Origin of the sequence: Limibacter armeniacum (assembly GCF_036880985.1) — a bacterium.
GTDB classification, from domain to species: domain Bacteria; phylum Bacteroidota; class Bacteroidia; order Cytophagales; family Flammeovirgaceae; genus Limibacter; species Limibacter armeniacum.
In genome coordinates this window covers 1,743,891-1,762,422 of sequence record NZ_JBAJNO010000009.1, presented here as the reverse complement: position 1 = coordinate 1,762,422, position 18,532 = coordinate 1,743,891, and the positions used below count along the sequence as shown (strand labels likewise).

General features: G+C 41.5%; 12 protein-coding genes. 8 read left to right on the top strand and 4 right to left on the bottom strand.

Annotated elements, in window-relative coordinates; genetic code table 11:
* Complete coding sequence (locus V6R21_RS25145) at window positions 1-963, bottom strand: Gfo/Idh/MocA family protein (protein ID WP_334246288.1); 963 nt, start codon at window positions 961-963, stop codon at window positions 1-3.
* A gap of 115 nt (window positions 964-1,078) precedes the next feature.
* On the opposite strand from V6R21_RS25145, the gene V6R21_RS25140 reads away from it, so the two are divergent.
* The 3 genes from V6R21_RS25140 to V6R21_RS25130 all read left to right on the top strand — a co-directional run bounded on the left by V6R21_RS25140 (window position 1,079) and on the right by V6R21_RS25130 (window position 3,092).
* A complete protein-coding gene (locus V6R21_RS25140) occupies window positions 1,079-1,420 on the top strand; it encodes a n-acetylglutamate synthase (protein ID WP_334246287.1) in 342 nt (113 codons plus the stop codon).
* Window positions 1,421-1,503: 83 nt separating this feature from the next.
* A complete protein-coding gene (locus V6R21_RS25135; protein ID WP_334246286.1) occupies window positions 1,504-2,091 on the top strand; it encodes a hypothetical protein in 588 nt (195 codons plus the stop codon).
* Window positions 2,092-2,192: 101 nt separating this feature from the next.
* Complete coding sequence (locus tag V6R21_RS25130; RefSeq protein ID WP_334246285.1) at window positions 2,193-3,092, top strand: hypothetical protein; 900 nt, start codon at window positions 2,193-2,195, stop codon at window positions 3,090-3,092.
* 51 nt (window positions 3,093-3,143) lie between these two features.
* Here V6R21_RS25130 and V6R21_RS25125 read toward each other — a convergent pair whose 3' ends face one another.
* The gene (locus V6R21_RS25125) at window positions 3,144-3,686 is read right to left on the bottom strand and encodes a hypothetical protein (RefSeq protein WP_334246284.1); all 543 of its coding nucleotides are present in this window, start codon (window positions 3,684-3,686) and stop codon (window positions 3,144-3,146) included.
* A gap of 28 nt (window positions 3,687-3,714) precedes the next feature.
* Between V6R21_RS25125 and V6R21_RS25120 the strand changes: the two genes are divergently transcribed.
* The 3 genes from V6R21_RS25120 to V6R21_RS25110 are packed head-to-tail and all read left to right on the top strand — an operon-like array spanning window position 3,715 to window position 5,778.
* On the top strand, window positions 3,715-4,281 hold the full coding sequence (locus V6R21_RS25120; RefSeq protein WP_334246283.1) for a GNAT family N-acetyltransferase: 567 nt from the start codon (window positions 3,715-3,717) through the stop codon (window positions 4,279-4,281).
* 6 nt (window positions 4,282-4,287) lie between these two features.
* Entirely contained in the window at window positions 4,288-5,031 is a 744-nt protein-coding gene (locus V6R21_RS25115) for an alpha/beta hydrolase (RefSeq protein WP_334246282.1), read from the top strand.
* 39 nt (window positions 5,032-5,070) lie between these two features.
* The gene (locus V6R21_RS25110; RefSeq protein WP_334246281.1) at window positions 5,071-5,778 is read left to right on the top strand and encodes a ZIP family metal transporter; all 708 of its coding nucleotides are present in this window, start codon (window positions 5,071-5,073) and stop codon (window positions 5,776-5,778) included.
* A gap of 53 nt (window positions 5,779-5,831) precedes the next feature.
* On the opposite strand, the gene V6R21_RS25105 is transcribed toward V6R21_RS25110, so the two are convergent.
* Complete coding sequence (locus V6R21_RS25105; protein WP_334246280.1) at window positions 5,832-6,743, bottom strand: alpha/beta fold hydrolase; 912 nt, start codon at window positions 6,741-6,743, stop codon at window positions 5,832-5,834.
* Window positions 6,744-6,943: 200 nt separating this feature from the next.
* Window positions 6,944-7,546 (bottom strand): short chain dehydrogenase, encoded by a 603-nt coding sequence (locus V6R21_RS25100; RefSeq protein WP_334246279.1) that lies wholly within the window; start codon window positions 7,544-7,546, stop codon window positions 6,944-6,946.
* A gap of 189 nt (window positions 7,547-7,735) precedes the next feature.
* Here V6R21_RS25100 and V6R21_RS25095 point away from each other — a divergent pair, with 189 nt between their 5' ends.
* Together V6R21_RS25095 and V6R21_RS25090 are read left to right on the top strand one after the other, a co-directional pair.
* Window positions 7,736-9,382 carry a 7TM diverse intracellular signaling domain-containing protein gene (locus V6R21_RS25095; protein ID WP_334246278.1) on the top strand — a complete coding sequence of 549 codons (1,647 nt, stop codon included), beginning with the start codon at window positions 7,736-7,738 and terminating at the stop codon, window positions 9,380-9,382.
* A gap of 115 nt (window positions 9,383-9,497) precedes the next feature.
* The gene (locus tag V6R21_RS25090) at window positions 9,498-18,356 is read left to right on the top strand and encodes an FG-GAP-like repeat-containing protein (RefSeq protein ID WP_334246277.1); all 8,859 of its coding nucleotides are present in this window, start codon (window positions 9,498-9,500) and stop codon (window positions 18,354-18,356) included.
* Window positions 18,357-18,532: the final 176 nt, after the last annotated feature.

Sequence of the window (18,532 nt, the reverse complement as noted above, 5' to 3'; positions counted from 1 at the left end):
TTAGTTAAAATGACTTACCACTTCCTCCATCACTTCCTGAAATAGCATGCTGACCGAATGTGGAACGGTGTCCGACATTTTCTTTCCTTCCAACAGGTCTTTGCTGACGGCTTCTATCTGGTAACTGAAACCAAATCCTTGTCTTTTGGCTTCAAACTTTTCTATACCACCTTCAAGGTGAAGCGTACAGGCGTCAGCCTGCCAAAAATTAGGGATGGAGATAAATCCATTTTCTCCTATGATATGCGCAAAATTGGGTAACATATAATTGAAGGAAGTATGGAGGTCTGCTTTTCTTCCGTTCGGATATTCAAACAGCATATTGACATCACTATCTACACCGGTTGGCGCTTTTTGAGCCATCACCTGCATACTTGTCGGCTTGGAATGAAAGAATAATGTAGCCATGGCAATATTGTAGATGCCAATGTCCAGTATTGTTCCTCCTGCCAGATTCGGATTGAACAGACGTGAGTGAGGGTCAAACGGTACCTTAAATCCGAAGTCGGCTTTAATATGTCTGACTTCCCCGATCCGTCCTTCGGCTACCCACTGCTGGGCTTTCTGGATAGCAGGGAGGAAGTAGGTCCACATGCCTTCCATCAGGTAAGTATCGTTGGCTTTGGCTGTTTCAATCAGTGAGTGGAGTTCTGATGGGTTTATCGTGATTGGTTTTTCACACAGTACCGCTTTGCCGGCTTCCAGCGCAGCCTTGGCACATTCAAAATGAAAATTGTGGGGCGTGGCAATATAGACCGCCTCTACCTCAGGGTCTGCATAAAGTGCCTCATAACTGCCATAAGCTTTTGCAGCGCCAAATTCTTCCGCAAATGTTTTGGCCTTTTCATCATCTCTAGATGCAATGGCATGTAGTGCACAGTATCCGGCATACTTGAAATCATTGGCAAATGCACTGGCGATCTTGCCAGGCCCGATGATTCCCCATTTTATTTTTTGAGTCATTTATTTGTCAGTTACCAATCCTATATATTTTGAATAGGCTACTTTCCTAAAGTAGCAGCAATATTGCTATCTTAACTAAAATCAAATGTACTTGCGTAGACTTAAAAATGAAAGGATGAAAATAAACTATCATAACAAACGCTTCCGTCCAGTTAGTAATACTGAAAACGGTGAAACCTCAGAAGAAACCATTTTTCATTACAAACAGGAAGGGAATGTCTTAACTTCTGAATATAGCGGAGGACAAATTGTAAAAGGACACCTGATTGGGTTGGTGTCAGAGGAAGGGGAAATTAATATGCGTTACCATCAGGTCAATGCCAAGGGAGAGCTGATGACAGGAATTTGTTATTCAAAACCTGAGGTGTTGCCCAATGGGAAGATCAGGTTGTTTGAAAAATGGCGATGGACTTCAGCGGATATGTCAGAAGGTGAGTCGATTATTGAAGAGATTTGAGTTTTTTTTCTATTTTGAAGATGGGTTTTATGAAAATGAAACCCATTTTTTATTTCTAATATTCACATAACAAAATACTCAAAATGAAATTGAAACTCACATTTTTTTCAATCATCCTTTTTTTAAGCTGTTTTTCTACAAATTTATTTGCCCAGCATAAAGATATCATTGGTGTAAGTTTAACATTGGACGCCGAGGTTGAAAATGAATTGAGACCTGGATTTGGTTTAACTTATGAAAGAATTATAACAAGGCGTAGTTCGTTTAGCACTGGAATTTTCTATAGAACGTCAGAAACAGGTTTTTCTGCTTATAATGGAAGTGGGCAATATCTTGGCAATGCAGGAGTAGCAGGTCGATATATCAATATTCCTTTACTATATAAATACCGTCAAAAGTGGGTTAACTTTTCAGTAGGGCCAGTATTTGATTTTTATGTTGGTTATACTAGGAAGTATAGCAATAATATTGATTTAGCGAACACAAAGTATAACCAAGGTACCGATTTGAATATTGGCGTAATGGGAAAAGTAGGGAAAGACTTCAAGTTAACTGAGCAGTTGTTGTTGGAACCTGAGGTTAGGCTTTACTTTCCGTCGTTTAATGGGGGAGTCGAGCAAACACTGTTTTATGGAGCAGCTGTAAATATGCGCTATCTTATAGGAAAGTGATAGTAGAAGGAGTTTTCTGGATTTATTCAGCAGCAGTATATGTTCCGAAGAAAAGGTCTGACGAACATATACTGTTTTTGTTTTAGCAGAATCTTATGAAAATGAAAAAGTGGCTATTTCTAATTTTACTTTTCTTGGTTCAGGAACTCTATGCACAGCAGACAGGGAAAGTGGATTACCAGTCTTTGGGAATTTCTTTTACAGTACCAGATGGCTGGTTAGGACAAGAAGTGAACGGTGGCTTTATAATGGGCTCCAATACGGTTCCTGGGTTTGTACTGTTAATGGTCAATAATGTATCGTCTTTGGATGCGATGAAAGCAGAGATGCAGCAGGGAATGGCAGAGGCAAATGGTACAGTGTTGAATTTGGATGGCAGCACAGAAAACATTGGCAAAAATGGTATAGGCGGAACCTTTAAGGGAATGATGGAGCAGCAACCAGCTAAGGCATATATTATAGGTCTGGTCAATACTTATGGTAATGGGGTAACGGTGATTACAGCTACTTCAGCGGAACAATACAATGATTCTTACCAGCAGCTTTGCAAGAAAGTAGCTGAGAGTATTCAGTTTTATAAGCCAAAAGCAACAGCAGCCTCTAAAGAATGGAGTGAGGTATTGAAGAATGCCCGCCTGACCTATATGGATTCTTATTATTCGGGTGGAGGAGGTTACGATGGCTACTCGACAGGAGGTGGTTATAGCAGTAAAGAGGTGATTGATTTGTGCGCAGCAGGCTATTTCAAACACTCTTCAGCTAGCAGTGTTTCGGTGGATACCGGAGGTGCATTTGGCAATGCAAGCGATCAGGGGCAAGGTGCTGGTACATGGAAGGTGGTTAGCAATGGCCAAAGCCAGCCGGTACTGCAACTGAATTTTTATAATGGCGAAGTGTATGAGTATGTCATCACTACAGATGGAAACAAAACGCTTTTGAATGGCAAGCGGTACTACAGAACCTACGGTACAACGGCAGATGACGGACCAGACTGCAATTGATTCAAAATGCCACCTGCTGATTACGGTAGGTGGCATTTTGTGAATCCTAAATTAGAATAAGGAATAACTGATCCCAAGGTCTAAGCCAAGCGTAGATTCCCACTCTTTACCATTTACAGTGTAAGCTCCCACACCAATTGCGCATTCCATAAAGAAACGTTTTCCTAGATTTCTTCTCAAACCCCACATAGGAATAACCTCTAGGTTGGCAATTGCTTCTGCATTTTTTCCTAATGAAATTCCTGTATAATAAGTTGTGGATAAGGAAAGATAATTGGCTGCATTGTGCAGGATGTTTTTGCCTTTGTTTTCCCGTTTATCAAAATTGTAATAGTACCTTGGTTCTACACCAATTGATGGCGAGATTAACCAATACTCCTGCTTTTCATCAGTAAAGAAATTGCCTCTTTGACCATACAAACAATTGATTTTTAATTCTGAATTGAGTGTGAATTGATTGCCCAGCACTTTTTCATAATTATATCCTAAACTAAAGAACTGTAATTTTAGGCTGTGGATATCCTGTAGGTTTTGACCAAAAGAGAACTGGCAGTACCCAATGAAAAAAAGTAATGAAAAAAACTTCTTGATCATTTAATTTGAAATTAAAGTTGAAAAACGAATGACTGATAAAAAATACCTCTTCAAATCTGACAGATTGGGTTTTAGGAATTGGGAAATGGAAGATATTCCAAAAATGTATGCCATCAACTCGGATCCAAAAGTGATGGAATATTTCCCTTTTATTCCTACTTATGGACAGACAGAATCATTTGTTGGACAAATGTTGATTCAATTTCAAAAGAAAGGGTTCTGTTACTTTGCAGTAGAAACGTTGAGTGTTGGAAAATTTATCGGTTTTATAGGGCTTTCGGAAAAGGATTTTAAAACTACTTTTTCACCTTTTGTAGATATAGGTTGGAGATTAGGGAAATATGCTTGGGGAAAAGGGTATGGTACGGAAGGTGCAGAACGTTGTCTTGCCTATGCATTTGAGGAATTGAAACTGGAAAAGGTCATGTCATTGGCTCCAGTAGTGAATCAAAAATCTATTCATGTAATGGAAAAAATTGGTATGCATAAAGTCACTACATTTAAGCATCCACAATTGAAAGAAGACAAACGATTGGAGTCTTGTTTTTTGTATCAGATTTCAAATAAGGAATGGAAGACAAAGCTGAAAATATAGAAACCAATGAAAAAAAATATCTGGAGAAATATTCGAAAGGTGTGGGCACTACTGGGTTTATGTATAATAGGTTGGATGTGGTTTACCTTTCAGGCACAACATGTAGATGCATCCATATTTGAAAGCGATACGACCCTTGAGGTAACAGCGTCAGATGATCTGATTTCTTTTACGCCAAAAGAAGGTTTTGATAAGGTATTGCTTTTTTATCCAGGTGGAATGGTAGCGCCTGAAGCTTATGCACCACTTTGCAGACAGATAGCCGAATCGGGTTGTCAGGTGCAGCTCATCAAGATGCCTTGGAGGTTGGCAACCAAAGGGTATAACAAACCTAAGGAATTGGATCTGCTTGCTGACACAACCTTTGAATATATATTGGCAGGGCATTCTCAGGGCGCGAAGATGGCGGCACAATTTGTATATGAAAATCCATCACTGATTGATAAGTTGATCCTGATTGGCACTACCCATCCCCGTGATATTAACCTGTCTTCAATCGGTTTGCCTATAATGAAAATATCAGGTACAAATGATGGAATAGCTTCTATGGAAAAGGTGCTGGAGAACAAACCAAAACTGCCGGAGCATACACGGTTTGTGACCATTGAGGGAGCCAACCATTCCCAGTTCGGACATTATGGCTTTCAGTTTGGAGATGATAAGGCGGATATATCAAGAGAGGAACAGCAAAAACAGGTGGTTGAGTATATACAGGCATTTATCCTGAACCAACCTATGGCAGCACAATGATGTATTACTAGTTTGAAATTGAAAAATAGTTGCTAGGCTATGCTTACATTGATTTTACTTTATGCTGGGTTTGCAGGCATTACCGTTTTTCTGGGAGGCATATTGGCTAATTATTTTGAGCATCATATAGAGGAAAGCCCTGTCAAATATGAGATTACACATACATTGATGGCTTTTGGTGCCGGTATAATCTTGTCAGCTGTGGCTTTAGTGCTTGTGCCTAAAGGATTGGAAAACATAGACCTTGTATCGGTCTGTATATCGTTTCTCTTGGGAGCAGTCACTTTTTTTTATATTGACCGTTATCTGGCTTTGAAAGGGGATAAGATGGCTACCTTATTGGCTATGTTGATGGACTTTATTCCAGAGTCTATTGTTTTGGGAGCCGTATTCTCAATGGACCCTTCCACATCCAAGTTGTTGGCTATATTTATTGGCTTGCAAAACCTGCCTGAAGCCTTCAATTCTTTCCGTGATTTGGTACTGAGTGGGTTTTCTGTCAAAAAAACACTGCTTATTTTCTTTGCGCTCAGTTTTTTAGGGATTATCAGTGCCTTGATTGGACATTATTACCTGAGTGACTTTCCTGATGTTACCGCAAAGCTGATGATGTTTGCCAGTGGCGGTATTCTTTACCTGATCTTTCAGGACATTGTTCCAGAGAGTGAGTTGAAAGGTTCTTGGACTCCATCTTTGGGAGCTACTTTAGGTTTTCTAGTAGGTATAATCGGCGAAAAAATAGTTTGAAACGTAAAACGGCTGGTATTGTGTTCATCAAAACCAGCCATTTCTTTCAAAAGCTATTTCAAGCCTGCCATAAAATCATGCAGGTATTGGAAATAAAGGTCATGCTGATCCAACCAACCATAATGCCCGCACTTGTCAAGTAGGATAAATTTAGAGTTAGGAAATACATCGTGGGCTTTTTGTCCAATGCTTTTACTTACCACATCCTGTTCGCCTTGAATAATAATAACAGGTTTGGTATAGGCTTTCAACTCTTCACTGCAATCGAAATCTATATTTCGCATATCCTGAAAGACAAGCCCGTTGATTTGCAGGTTGGCTTGTGTCAGCCTTTCCGCTATAATAGGCACATGGGATTTGTCATAAAGGTACGCAGGAGCTAGGAACTTCGCCCTTTGAAGTCGAGCATGAAAAGTGGTGTCCCCATTTTCAATCTGCTGACTCCAGTAGCTCATGGAATCACGCTCAACTTGTGAAAGCCTTGATGAGATAATAGAAGGACCTGAAAAGAGTCCCATATCAATTCCCCCCGAAGAGGAAAGAATCAGTCCTTTTGTGTTTTCAGGATGTTTGGTAGCATAGTAGCAAGCCAACATGCCGCCAAAAGACTGACCAAACACGACCCACTTGTCGATCTTGAGGTGTTGGCGGATAGTTTCAATATCCTTGACCATAGAGTCAAGCTTTACTGTTTCAGCATTGGCATTTGCCATAGTTGATTGTCCAGTTCCTCTTTGGTCATAGATAATAGCAAGGTTAGTTTCTCCAAACTCTTTCGCCAGTGACCTAAACCCCTCACTGCTCATGCCTGGCCCACCGTTGATAATTAGCATTGGTGCACCCTTGCCATACATTTCAAGGTGAATAATGTTTTCGCCATCCTGAATATTGAGTGTTTTTTGGCAGATGGCTGTACTGCAAGTCAGTAGCAGTAGCAATAAGATGTGGTGAATCCTTGAAATCATATTGTGTTGTTAGTTTAATAGACTGTTGATAATAATCATGTAGCCGTTTACAAAAACAGCTAAGCCGTATAAAATAGACTTAGCTGCATATTTACAAAAAGACTGTTTAAAAGGGAAAACAGGAAACCAATCTTACAGCCTAAGCTGATGATAACATAGCCTATGTTGTTTTGTTAGTTTCACTGACTTCATATTTTCCTTCAGTTATAAATCCTGATAACTTCTCCATTCCCTTTTCCTTCCACACTTCTGACATAACCGTTGATCACTTTTTTCATTGGTATTGGATTGTGTCCCGGAAAATATTCCCTGTATTTTTCTACTGCATCTTCTACTAAGCCAGATGATACGACATTTATTCTATGCCCATTTTCAAGTTCCAAAGCAACAGCCTTGACAAAACTATGGATACCTCCATTGACCATGGCTGCACTGGTGGTCATATCAACAGGGTCATCTGCCAGAATGCCGGTAGTTAAGGTGAAAGAACCTTTGGCGTTAAGGTAATCCTGACCGATCCGAACCAGATTGACTTGCCCCATTAGTTTACTCTTCAGACCGATATAAAAGTCCTCCTCTGTGAGGGTGTTGAACGGTGCCCACTTCGCTTCTCCGGCAGTGCAGATGATGGCGTCCACTTTACCTGCTTTTTCAAACATCTCTTTAATGGAGTTACTGTCAGCAATATCTACGTTGAGTTCTCCACTATGTCGACCGGCAGTAATTACCTCATGTTTTTGACTGAAGTAATGGGATACTCTTTTCCCAATTGTTCCTCTGCCTCCTATAATCAGTATTCTCATAACATCGAATTTTTATATGTGTCAGGTTTAGCGATTGTATAGACAATATACTAAGTATTTGAGACTGATATAGCCATCGGTTTTCTCACGTAAGTGACTATTATTTCGTGTCGGCATTTATTATTATTTCAAAACCTATACCTTTGTGAGGCTATAACTACTCAACTTTTTTATAACCTATTTTAAGTAATGACGCCTCCAATCAGGAACAAAGCTTTAACAATCATCTTTCTAGGATTTGTCTTGTTGTCTTTTCCGTTTGCCATTTTTGGTCAAGCCCAAAACTTGATTGATATCAGGGACCTTATGGACGGTAAAGCGGTAGGAAAGCAAACGTCCATGTTTAGAGATCCGACAAGGATGCTATCCATCAATGACATTCAAGATAGGCGCTTTATACCCAATACTAGGGACGTAGTCAATATTGGTTTTACCAATGATGCCTGCTGGCTCAAATTCGCAGTATTTAACCCTACAGAGGAAACAAAGCAGGTTATCCTCAAAACAGGAAAACTATTGGCGGATACTGTTGAGCTATTCTATGAGGTTGAGGGAGGTTGGGAGTCAAAGGTAATAGGCGTGCATATCCCTAATTCTCAAAAGGAAATTAGGGGAAAGAAGTCTTACTTTCCGATGGAGTTTCAGGCTGGAGATACCACGCAATTATATGTAAGGATAGCCAGTACTTATGGAATCCAGTTTGCCATTTCTGCCTTGAGTGAAAAAGAAGTGCTAACAGTAGATACAAACGAATCCTTAATACAGGGCTTTTACCTTGGAGCCTTACTGATTATCACCTTTTACAACCTGTTTATTGGTTTTTCCATCAAGGATAATGTTTACCTGCATTATGCATTGGCCAATCTAGCGGCTATGCTGACAGTACTTTCCATTAGAGGGTTCTTCTCATACTATATACCAGACAGTTTAGTCAGTTGGACGCCCAGTATGATTACTGGAGCAGCTGCTTTATATGTTATACTGTCTGTCAACTTTAGTATTCGGATGTTGAATCTTCGCAAGTACAGCAAGCATTCTTACTATTTGTTGCTGATAGTGGCTGCAATCTCCTTATTGCTGGGGCTTGGTTTAAGTGCGTTCAGGTTCAGTGGAGGAACCATTCACAACGAATGGCTGACCTATGCTCATACAATTTTTACCGTTACGGCCTTATATGCAGGCGTAATGGCTTACCGTAACGGTAGTTATTATGCCAAGTACTATCTAATGGGGTGGACGTTGCTGTTGCTTAGTATCCTATTGTATTCTTTGGTGATTACAGGTTATATAGAAAGAAATGACTTTACTGCAAATGTCTACCTGATTGGTTCACTACTGGAAGTCATCCTGTTGTCGTTTGCACTGGCAGACAGGTACAACTTCTTGCAAAAGGAACGGAATAAGCTGGAGCAAAAACTCAAATACAAGGATGAGGATTTGGCTATGGTGATTAGTGATAACCGGATTAAAAGACAGGTCAGGGAAAACCTGCTTCAGGAAGTGATAGAGGTGAGTAAAGTCGAAGATGGTGACTTGAGGACAAGCTTTACCAAACTGATCAATGAGATGAAGCGACAGATAGATGCTGAAACCAAACAGGATTATTTTCAGCAGAATATTGAAAGCATTAATTCTGAGTTTGAGTCAAAGTTAAAGCAAAGTCATCCGGAGTTGACAGACTCTGAAGTAGAACTCTGTTACTTGATTAAATTGAAGATGACGACAAAGGAAATGGCCAGCTTTAGAAAGACCTCAGAGGGGGCTATAAAAGTAGCTCGTCACCGAATTCGCAAGAAACTAGGAGAAGGCTTCGAAAATCAAATATCTACCCTGTAGCCCCTAAAAATGGCTATTGTAACCTATTGTAGGGCTATTGTAACCTTTTGTAACCCCTATTTTTGCTGAAAATTTGCACTGTGTTGTTAGTATTGAGTCAAAAAACTAAAACGCAGTGAAAAGAATATTTTTTATCTATTTATTGGCTCAACTTATCGTGGGTTTTGCTTTCGCACAACCCCCAGCCATTTCTTCATTCTCGCCAGAAAGCGGACCCATCGGAACACAGGTGACGATACAGGGAACAGACTTTGACGAGACTCCCGAAAACAACATCGTATTTTTTGGAGGAGTGAAAGCAACAGTATCAGCAGCGACGTCAACAGCGCTGACTGTAGAAGTACCTGTTGGAGCTTCATACGATTATCTCTATGTAAATACCACAGGACTGATCGCACAATCTAGCAGACCCTTTACGGTTACCTTCGATAGTGATGGCTCGATCGGATCTTCACCGAGCACCTTCGCAGATGTAGTGGACTTTGAGACTCACGGAATTCCATTGGGATTTGACCTGGGTGATCTGGATGGTGATGGCAAGCTCGACATGGCTGCAGGAGCCACTGGTCAAGCCTATTCCATTTATCTCAATTCATCTACAGGGCCTGGTGATATCAACTTTTCAAAAACCGTTTTTTCTGCCAGCGCTAAGGTAAATGACCTTCGGATTGCTGACTTGGACGGTGACGGGCGCTTGGATTTTGCAGCTGTGACAGAAGATGGTCTGGGTGCAGAGTATTTGGAGATATGGCGCAATACGATTACTACCCCCGGTACAGTCTCCTTTGTGCAGGATGCCAATATGCTACTGGATGGATATACCTATGATCTGAATATAGCAGATTTCAATGGCGATGGGAAAATGGATGTTGTGACTGTAGACTGGGACAATAATGTAGTTTCTATATATGAAAACTCATCTAGTACAGGCTCCATCAGCTTCGAAGATGATGTGGATTTTGATGTTACAATTACAGGTTCAGACCCTGATTCGCATGACGTAGCATTGGCAATTGGTGACCTGAATGGAGATGGACTAACAGATATTGTCACCACTGATTTCCCGGATGGAGGGCCGTCCATTACCGCATCGATCCTGGAAAACACCTCCTCTGGGGGAAGCTTAAGTTTTGCCACGAAGGTGGACATAGAGGTAGTTAATATTGTAAAATTAGGTGACCTGAATGGAGATGGGCTTGCGGAGATGATCATTCCTAATTTTAGTAACTTTACGATTTATCCAAATGAATCCACTGGCTCCATTGCTTTCGCCTCTCCAGAGGTAATCAATGTGTCTAATGGATGGTTCGGGTTGGCTCTTGAAGACTTCAATGGAGATGGTAAAGCGGATCTACTTGTATCAGAGGCGATCTTTGATGCTATGAGGGTACTAGAAAACACAAGTACCGGGTCAGGTATAAGTTTTTCAAGTGGGGTAGATTTTGATTTGAGTCCTGCTTATACTCCTTACGCTAATTATACCACTGGGGATATGGATGGTGATGGAGAGCCTGATATGGTCGTTCCATCAAATTATTATATTGATCCTTCTTCGAAACCAAAAACAATAGGTATCCTGAGAAACAAGAACTCCCAAACTGACATCACGGCCTTCAGTTTCGGGGAGCAGTTTGGTTCCGCCACCATAGATGAAGATGCGCATACTATCGAAATAGCTGTTGGCGTACCAAGCCTTGCCGCACTCACACCGACTTTTGAGTTGCCATACGGTGCTACAGCTACCGTTTCCGGCATGGTACAAACATCAGGAACTACAGCCAATGATTTCACCAGTCCGGTGATCTATACCATCACCGCAGAGGATGGTAGTACCACGCAGGACTGGACAGTCACGGTTTCATCAGCGATACCAACCATCACCTCTTTTGCTCCAGCATCCGCTGAGGTCGGATCACAAATAACCATAACCGGTTCCAATTTCAGTACAAACCCAACAAGTAACATCGTCTATTTCGGAGGAGTGAAAGCGACGGTTTTATCAGCTACATCAACTGAACTGACTGTAGAAGTACCGGCAGGTGCCTCTTCAGAATACCTGTTTGTTACGGTAGGAGGACTGATCGCGCAATCCAGCACTCGTTTTATTGTCTCCTTTGACAGTGATGGCACAATTGGTCTAACTCCAGATACTTTTGCGGATGCGGTGACTTTTTCGGCAGGGGATCAGCCTTATGGTTTTGACCTGGGAGATTTGGATGGTGATGGATTGAATGATATTGTCACAGGTAATTATGGCGGAGACTTTTCGGTTTTTGTGAACACCAGCACAGGAATAGGCAACATCAACTTTGCAGCCAAAGCAGACTTTAGCCTCAGTGCCTATGCCAATGATATCAAACTGGCAGATTTTGATGGAGATGGAAAGCTTGATGTCGCTGCGGTGACGGAAGATGATGCATATGTGAGCTATCTAGAAGTGAAGCGCAACACTACTTCCACTCCAGGTTCGGTCAATTTTGCTAATGAAGCGAACATCACTTTGGATGGATACAACTGGGTACTGGATGCGACTGACTTCAATGGGGATGGCAAGTTAGATATCTTGGTGTTGGATTCAGACAATGGAGTGGTTTCGGTATATGAAAACGCTTCCAGTGTTGGGGCTATCAGTTTTAAAGATAATGTGGATTTCACTATAGGTTCTGATCCCTACGATGTGACCTTTGGTGATATCAATGCAGATGGCTTGCTTGATATCATCACTTTGGACGGTTCTGATGGTAACGTTTCTGTTTTGGAAAATACCTCTTCGGCGGGAAGTATTAGCTTTGCCACCAAAGTAGATTTTGCCTTGAATCTGTCCACTTCCATTAGCTCTGATTGGATAGAAGTAGGAGATTTGAATGGGGATGGTTTGCCAGAGATCGTAGTGAAAAATAATGAGACCATTTCCATATTCAAAAATGAAACAACTACGTCCATTGCTTTTGCAACTCCAAATGAAATAGCAGCCACACTCAATTTTGGACCTATTGCATTGGATGATTACAACGGTGACGGTAAACTGGATTTACTTTTTGGGTCATTGGCAAGTCAGGTTGGGGTGTTTAAAAATACCAGCTCAGGATCAACGATCAGCTTTGCCGATGAAGTCCTGTATGGTACGCTTGCCAGTTATCTTCCAATGACATTTATTTCAGGAGACTTGGATGGTGATGGAGAGACAGATCTGGCTGGAACCATTCGGTCAAATTCTACTGCCGACTATAAGGTAGCAGTACTTAGAAACAATGGTTCAAAAAGCGAGATCAAGGCATTTAGCTTTGCCGATGAGTTGGCGCCAGCGATCATTGATGCAGCAGCAAGAACCATCGAGATCAACGTAGATGGTGTGCCTGACCTGACAAGCCTTACAGCAAGCTTCGAATTGTCATTCGGGGCGACAGCTACGGTAGCCAGTACTACTCAAACTTCAGGCGTAACAGCTAACGATTTTACCAATCCGGTGATTTATACCATTACGGCAGAAGATGGCTCTTCTACTCAGGATTGGACGGTTTCCGTAGCTTTGGGTTGCTCGGATGATATCGTGAACCTAACAGAAGTGGCTTGTGAGTCCTACGATTTTGATGGAGAGATCATTAGAACCTCAGGTATTTATACGAGAGTATATACCAATTTGACAGGTTGTGACAGTACAGTAACAGTGGATTTGACTATCCATCCGATAGTATTCTATGACAATGTCTATGCCGTGGGTAACTATGATTTTGATGGAGCTACGCTTACTGCATCCGGACAATATGAATACGGACCGTTTACTTCTACGGTAACCGGATGTGACAGTACTTTTGTACTGAACCTGACCATAGAGCCGGATACCTACGATACAAAAGACTATCTCCAGTTTCAAGCGTCAGCAACTGCTTTCCCTATTATGATTGAAACTGCAGCTAGTCACATTGCAGATGTGGATGGAGATGGTGAAGAAGATGTTTTCTTTATTGGAAAGTCTACCGCAGGACAGATAGCATCGCTTTTCATTCACGACGGATCGGGTAATTATATAGAAAAAACCGATCATGCAATACCAGCTACGCGTGTAGGAAACAGATCTTCGCTCTTCTTTGATGCCGATGGGGATGATGCGCTGGATTATTTGGTATTTGGTCAGCAAGGTGGTATCAATATTACCCAGCTTTATATCAATGATGGAGCGGGAAACTTTACAGAAAAGACAGATCATGGTCTGCCTATATTCACTGACGTTGTTTACAATACCTATCTGGACAGTGCCGATGTAGATGGAGATGATGATTTGGACTTGGTTCTTTCTAATTATAACCCTTCTGACGGTTATGAGTCACAAGCACAAATTTATCTCAACAATGGAGATGGAAGTTTTGTGCTCTCCACTGCCAACGATTTTCCTATAGTGAAAGAATCCCTTGCGGATTTTGCGGATTTTGATGGAGATGGGCATGTGGACTTGCTAATCAGCGGATACGAGCTGGATAATAAAATTTGGATTAATGATGGTACAGGGGTGTTTACCCAAAAGTTGGATCAATCTCTGGCTAAGCTATCCTCCAACGGTACGCTTATCTTTGATATGGATGGGGATGGTGATATGGATATTTACGATTCTAATGCGAGAGGCTATTCTGGCTATTATACGCCTATTTTCTTTAACAATGGCGATGGCTCTTTTACCTACGACCTCAGCAGTGAAATCCCAAAAATGGATGGTTATACCGGAGGTGAGGCAGGTACCCTGTCAAAGGCAGTGGATTTTGACAATGACGGAGATTTGGACATGATCCTGGAAGGTAGATATCATTATGCTGGTGGACCTTCTATAGCGGATTATTTGGATGTTTGGATCAACAATGGGTACGGTCATTTTAAACCTTTGTTGTCACACACATTAACCAAAACCTTCCCAGAAGACGGTTATGAATTTGGAAAGATCTATGGGTATGGTAGTTATCAGTTTAGTCAAACCCTAAGCGTACATGACTTTGACGGAGATGGACGCATGGATATTTTAATTTCTGGAGATGATTATTTTGATACTTACGAAAAAGTTACGCGCATACTTAGTAATAAGGTGCTATCAAGTGATTTGGTAATAGAAGCAACAGGAAGTTATGACTTTGATGGCAAGACACTAACAGAGTCAGGACAATATCAAGGAATTTACACGGATGAATATGGCAGCTCGTACCCTGTTAACCTTGACCTGACCATTATCCCTTATGTGGAAGCCTCCGAATATGCGGATGTTAAGTTTGAATTGCTTCAGCCAACTTCCTCACCAAAAGTTGGTTTGGATATACTCAAAGGAAATCAGGGACAGCATCATATTTATGATATGGATGGTGATGGTGATCAGGATGTGTTGTATTTCGCTATTTCCCCAAGTGAAGGGTATCAGGTCATCGCTTATCTCAATGATGGCAAGAACAATTATCGCAAGGTAGAGCAGGAACACAATTTTGTTTTTGATAGTAGTACACAGTTCCCAGTCGTACTGAATGCAGATCTAAATGGTGATGGAGTTGAAGACTTGTTAATTGGAGGAGAACCGATCTATGCTGCGAGTCCAAAGGACCTTGGAACCAAAGTGTACTTTGGAGACAGTCAGGGACAATTGCATTACCAAAGTGATATCGTGCTGCCTTCCTGCAATAATGGAGGTGTTCGCATTGCTGACTTTAATGACGATACCTATCCGGATATTTTTATAGTCAAATTTTCAAATGCTTATCTGTACCTGAACGACGGAGCGGGTAACTTCACTTCTCAAACGATAACGGGTATGAATAATGGGAGTTTCCTCAATAAAGTAGCGGTTTCAGAACCATATAATGGGGGAGTAGACATCATCGTGTCGGATTACAATGCAGGGCATACGGATGTCATCTATAGATGCGAAGGTGGTGTGTTCAGTGAAGTTAGCCGTGGGTTTAGAACAGTAAGTGGATACTATCATACCTTTGAATTTGCAGATGCCAATGCGGATAACTACCCAGATATTTTTATTCTGGATGATACCGAAACGTTGTTGTATCTCAATGACCAATCTGGAAACTATGTGTTGGACACTTCCAATGATTTTGATGGTTTGCAGACTAACTATGAATTCTCTTTACATTTTAAGGATTTGAATAATGATGGTGCTGCTGAGGTGCTGTTCTCAGATTATTTCAATGAGTTAGCTGTATTCTGGAACGATGGAACGGGGCAATATGCAGCACATCAAACGCTTGAGTTAAATGATGATGTGGGAAGAATAGCGATAGGAGACCTGAATGGGGATGGCTATGCGGATATTCTCAATAGTGGTGTTTCGAATAGGATTTCGTCATCTGTCGAATGGGTAACCAGAGCCTATATCAATGATCAGTCTAATGGCTTTGAGGCAGCTCAATTCAATGTGACTACAGAGTTCCGTGAGGGAGATATCGTCTTCCTTGATGCGGATAAGGATGGTGATCAGGATATGCTGGTGAGCGGTGCCTATTATGGTGACCAGAAAATGACGGAGTATTATAAAAACGACGGTGAAGGTAACTTTACTGAAGTGACCACCCATCCATTTGCTGGATTGCAGTATGCGAGTATTGCTGTGGCTGACTTTAATGGAGATGAGGTGGAAGACGTGGTACTTTCAGGTCTTAATGCATCAGACGAACTACAGACAACACTGTACTGGAATGATGGGACGGGTAATTTTACGGAAGATACTGGCAACAGCTTTTCGGGTATATCAGGTAAAGTTGTCGCCTTTGATGCCAATGGCGATCAGGTTTCAGACCTATTAGTTGTTGGAAAGAATGCTTCAGGCAGTCCGATTGCTGAACTTTACCTCAACGATGGTTCAGGCAATCTGTCACTTCACACAGCTGGTATCGAAGGCTTAATTGATGTAAGCGTAACGACAGGTGATGTGAATGGAGATAAAGCGATGGATATTTTCCTTTGTGGTACCAACGGTACGGGTACAGATATTACAGTACTTTACCTGAATGATGGAACAGGTAACTTTACAGCGGCAACAGGTAGTACTTTTGAGCCGATCAGTAAAGGCAAAATGCTATTGTTGGATATTGACAATGATAAAGACTTGGATTTGTACCTTTCGGGAAGTGGGAAATTCCTGATCTATGAAAACGATGGGGCAGGGGCATTTACCCAAAAACATGGCTATGATGGACCTTTCCTTTCAACTGCAGTTGCTGGAGATATAGATCTAGATGGTGATATCGATATTATCGAGTCTGGAAAGTGGGAAAGTGAAACGGGGTATCCGAGAACATTTGTGTATTTCAATAACGGTACAGGCAATTTCACCAAGAGCAATATGGGTGCTTTACATAGTATCTATGACGGTGCTATCGCATTGGCTGATATTGACCATGATATGGATATGGATATCATGCTTTCTGGCGCTGTAAAAGATCCTGTCACTAACTCATCAAGGCTATATCGTAATGCCACTTGTGGAACCATCACTACGTTCGAGCAAGCTGTATCGAGTTGTAATGCCTATGATTTTTATGGAACCATTCTGACAGCATCTGGCACTTATACACATTCGATTACCACTGAAGAAGGATGTGAAAGAACGGTAACGTTAGAGTTTGATTACTTAAAGGATGAAAGTACTGAAGTAGTGGAAGCTTGCGAAAGCTACGAATGGAATGGCGTGACTTATACTGAATCGGGTACTTACCAAGAGTTATTTATCAATTCGGTCGGCTGTGACAGTTTGGCAACGTTGACGCTGACAATCTTGGAACTAACATCAAGTGAGGAAACGGTAGAGGCTTGCGAAAGCTACGACTGGAATGGCGTGACTTATACCGCATCGGGCATATACGAGGTGGTATTTACCAATTCAGTTGGTTGTGATAGTACAGCGACGTTGACGCTGACAATCTTGGAATCAACTTCGAGTGAAGAGACAGTGGAAGCTTGTGAAAGCTACGACTGGAATGGCGTGACTTATACAGCTTCAGGTGTGTACGAAGAGTTGTTTACCAACTCGGTGGGTTGTGATAGCGTAGCGACGTTGACGCTGACAATCTTGGAACCAACTTCGAGTGAAGAGACAGTGGAAGCTTGCGAAAGTTACGATTGGAATGGCGTGACCTATACGACTTCGGGTGTATACGAAGAGCTGTTTACCAACTCGGTGGGTTGTGATAGCGTAGCGACGTTGACGCTGACAATCTTGGAATCAACTTCAAGTGAAGAGACAGTAGAAGCTTGCGAAAGCTACGATTGGAATGGCGTGACCTATACGACTTCGGGTGTATACGAAGAGCTGTTTACCAACTCGGTGGGTTGTGATAGCGTAGCGACGTTGACGCTGACAATCTTGGAATCAACTTCAAGTGAAGAGACAGTAGAAGCTTGCGAAAGCTACGATTGGAATGGTGTAACTTATACTGAGTCGGGCGTATACGAGGAGGTATTTACCAATTCAGTCGGCTGTGATTCAACTGTTACTTTGTACCTCTCGATCCAAGAGCTGCCAGTTGTAAATGTTCAGTCAGATGGTGTATCCTTATTTATTGAAGCACAAGAAGGGATGTCATATCAATGGTATGATTGCGATACTGGAGAAGCGCTATCAGGAGAAACTAACACCCAGTTAACTCCATCCAAAACAGGAGACTACTATCTTGAAGTTTCTAATGGAATTTGCAGCAGAGTATCAGATTGTGTATTGTTTGTTTCGCCATTAGGTCTGGAAACATTAGCAGGTCTAGAAGTCAGGGTCTTCCCGACGGTAACTACCGAAACGTTTACGTTAGACTTGAATCAGCAATTGGATGATATAAAAGTTCGGGTCATCTCACTGGATGGACAGGTGATAAAAGAGGTAGATCATAAATCCTTTAAGGAGGGAGCTTTTAAATTATCTGGACCTTCTGGAATGTACTTGATACATGTGAGTACTGGAGGAAAGTTAATTGGTACCTATCGGGTAATTAAAATGTAATGATGAACGACGTTGCATTACCGTTGAAAAAATTCTAATAGGTAAGGATACGGTAAAGTAAGTTTATAAAAATGCTAAACCCTTTGAGAGCAATTAAACTGTTCTCGAAGGGTTTTTTACTAATTAAATTGAAACGGAACCAGAAAAACAGCAGTAAAAAAATGCTGCCAACCAAA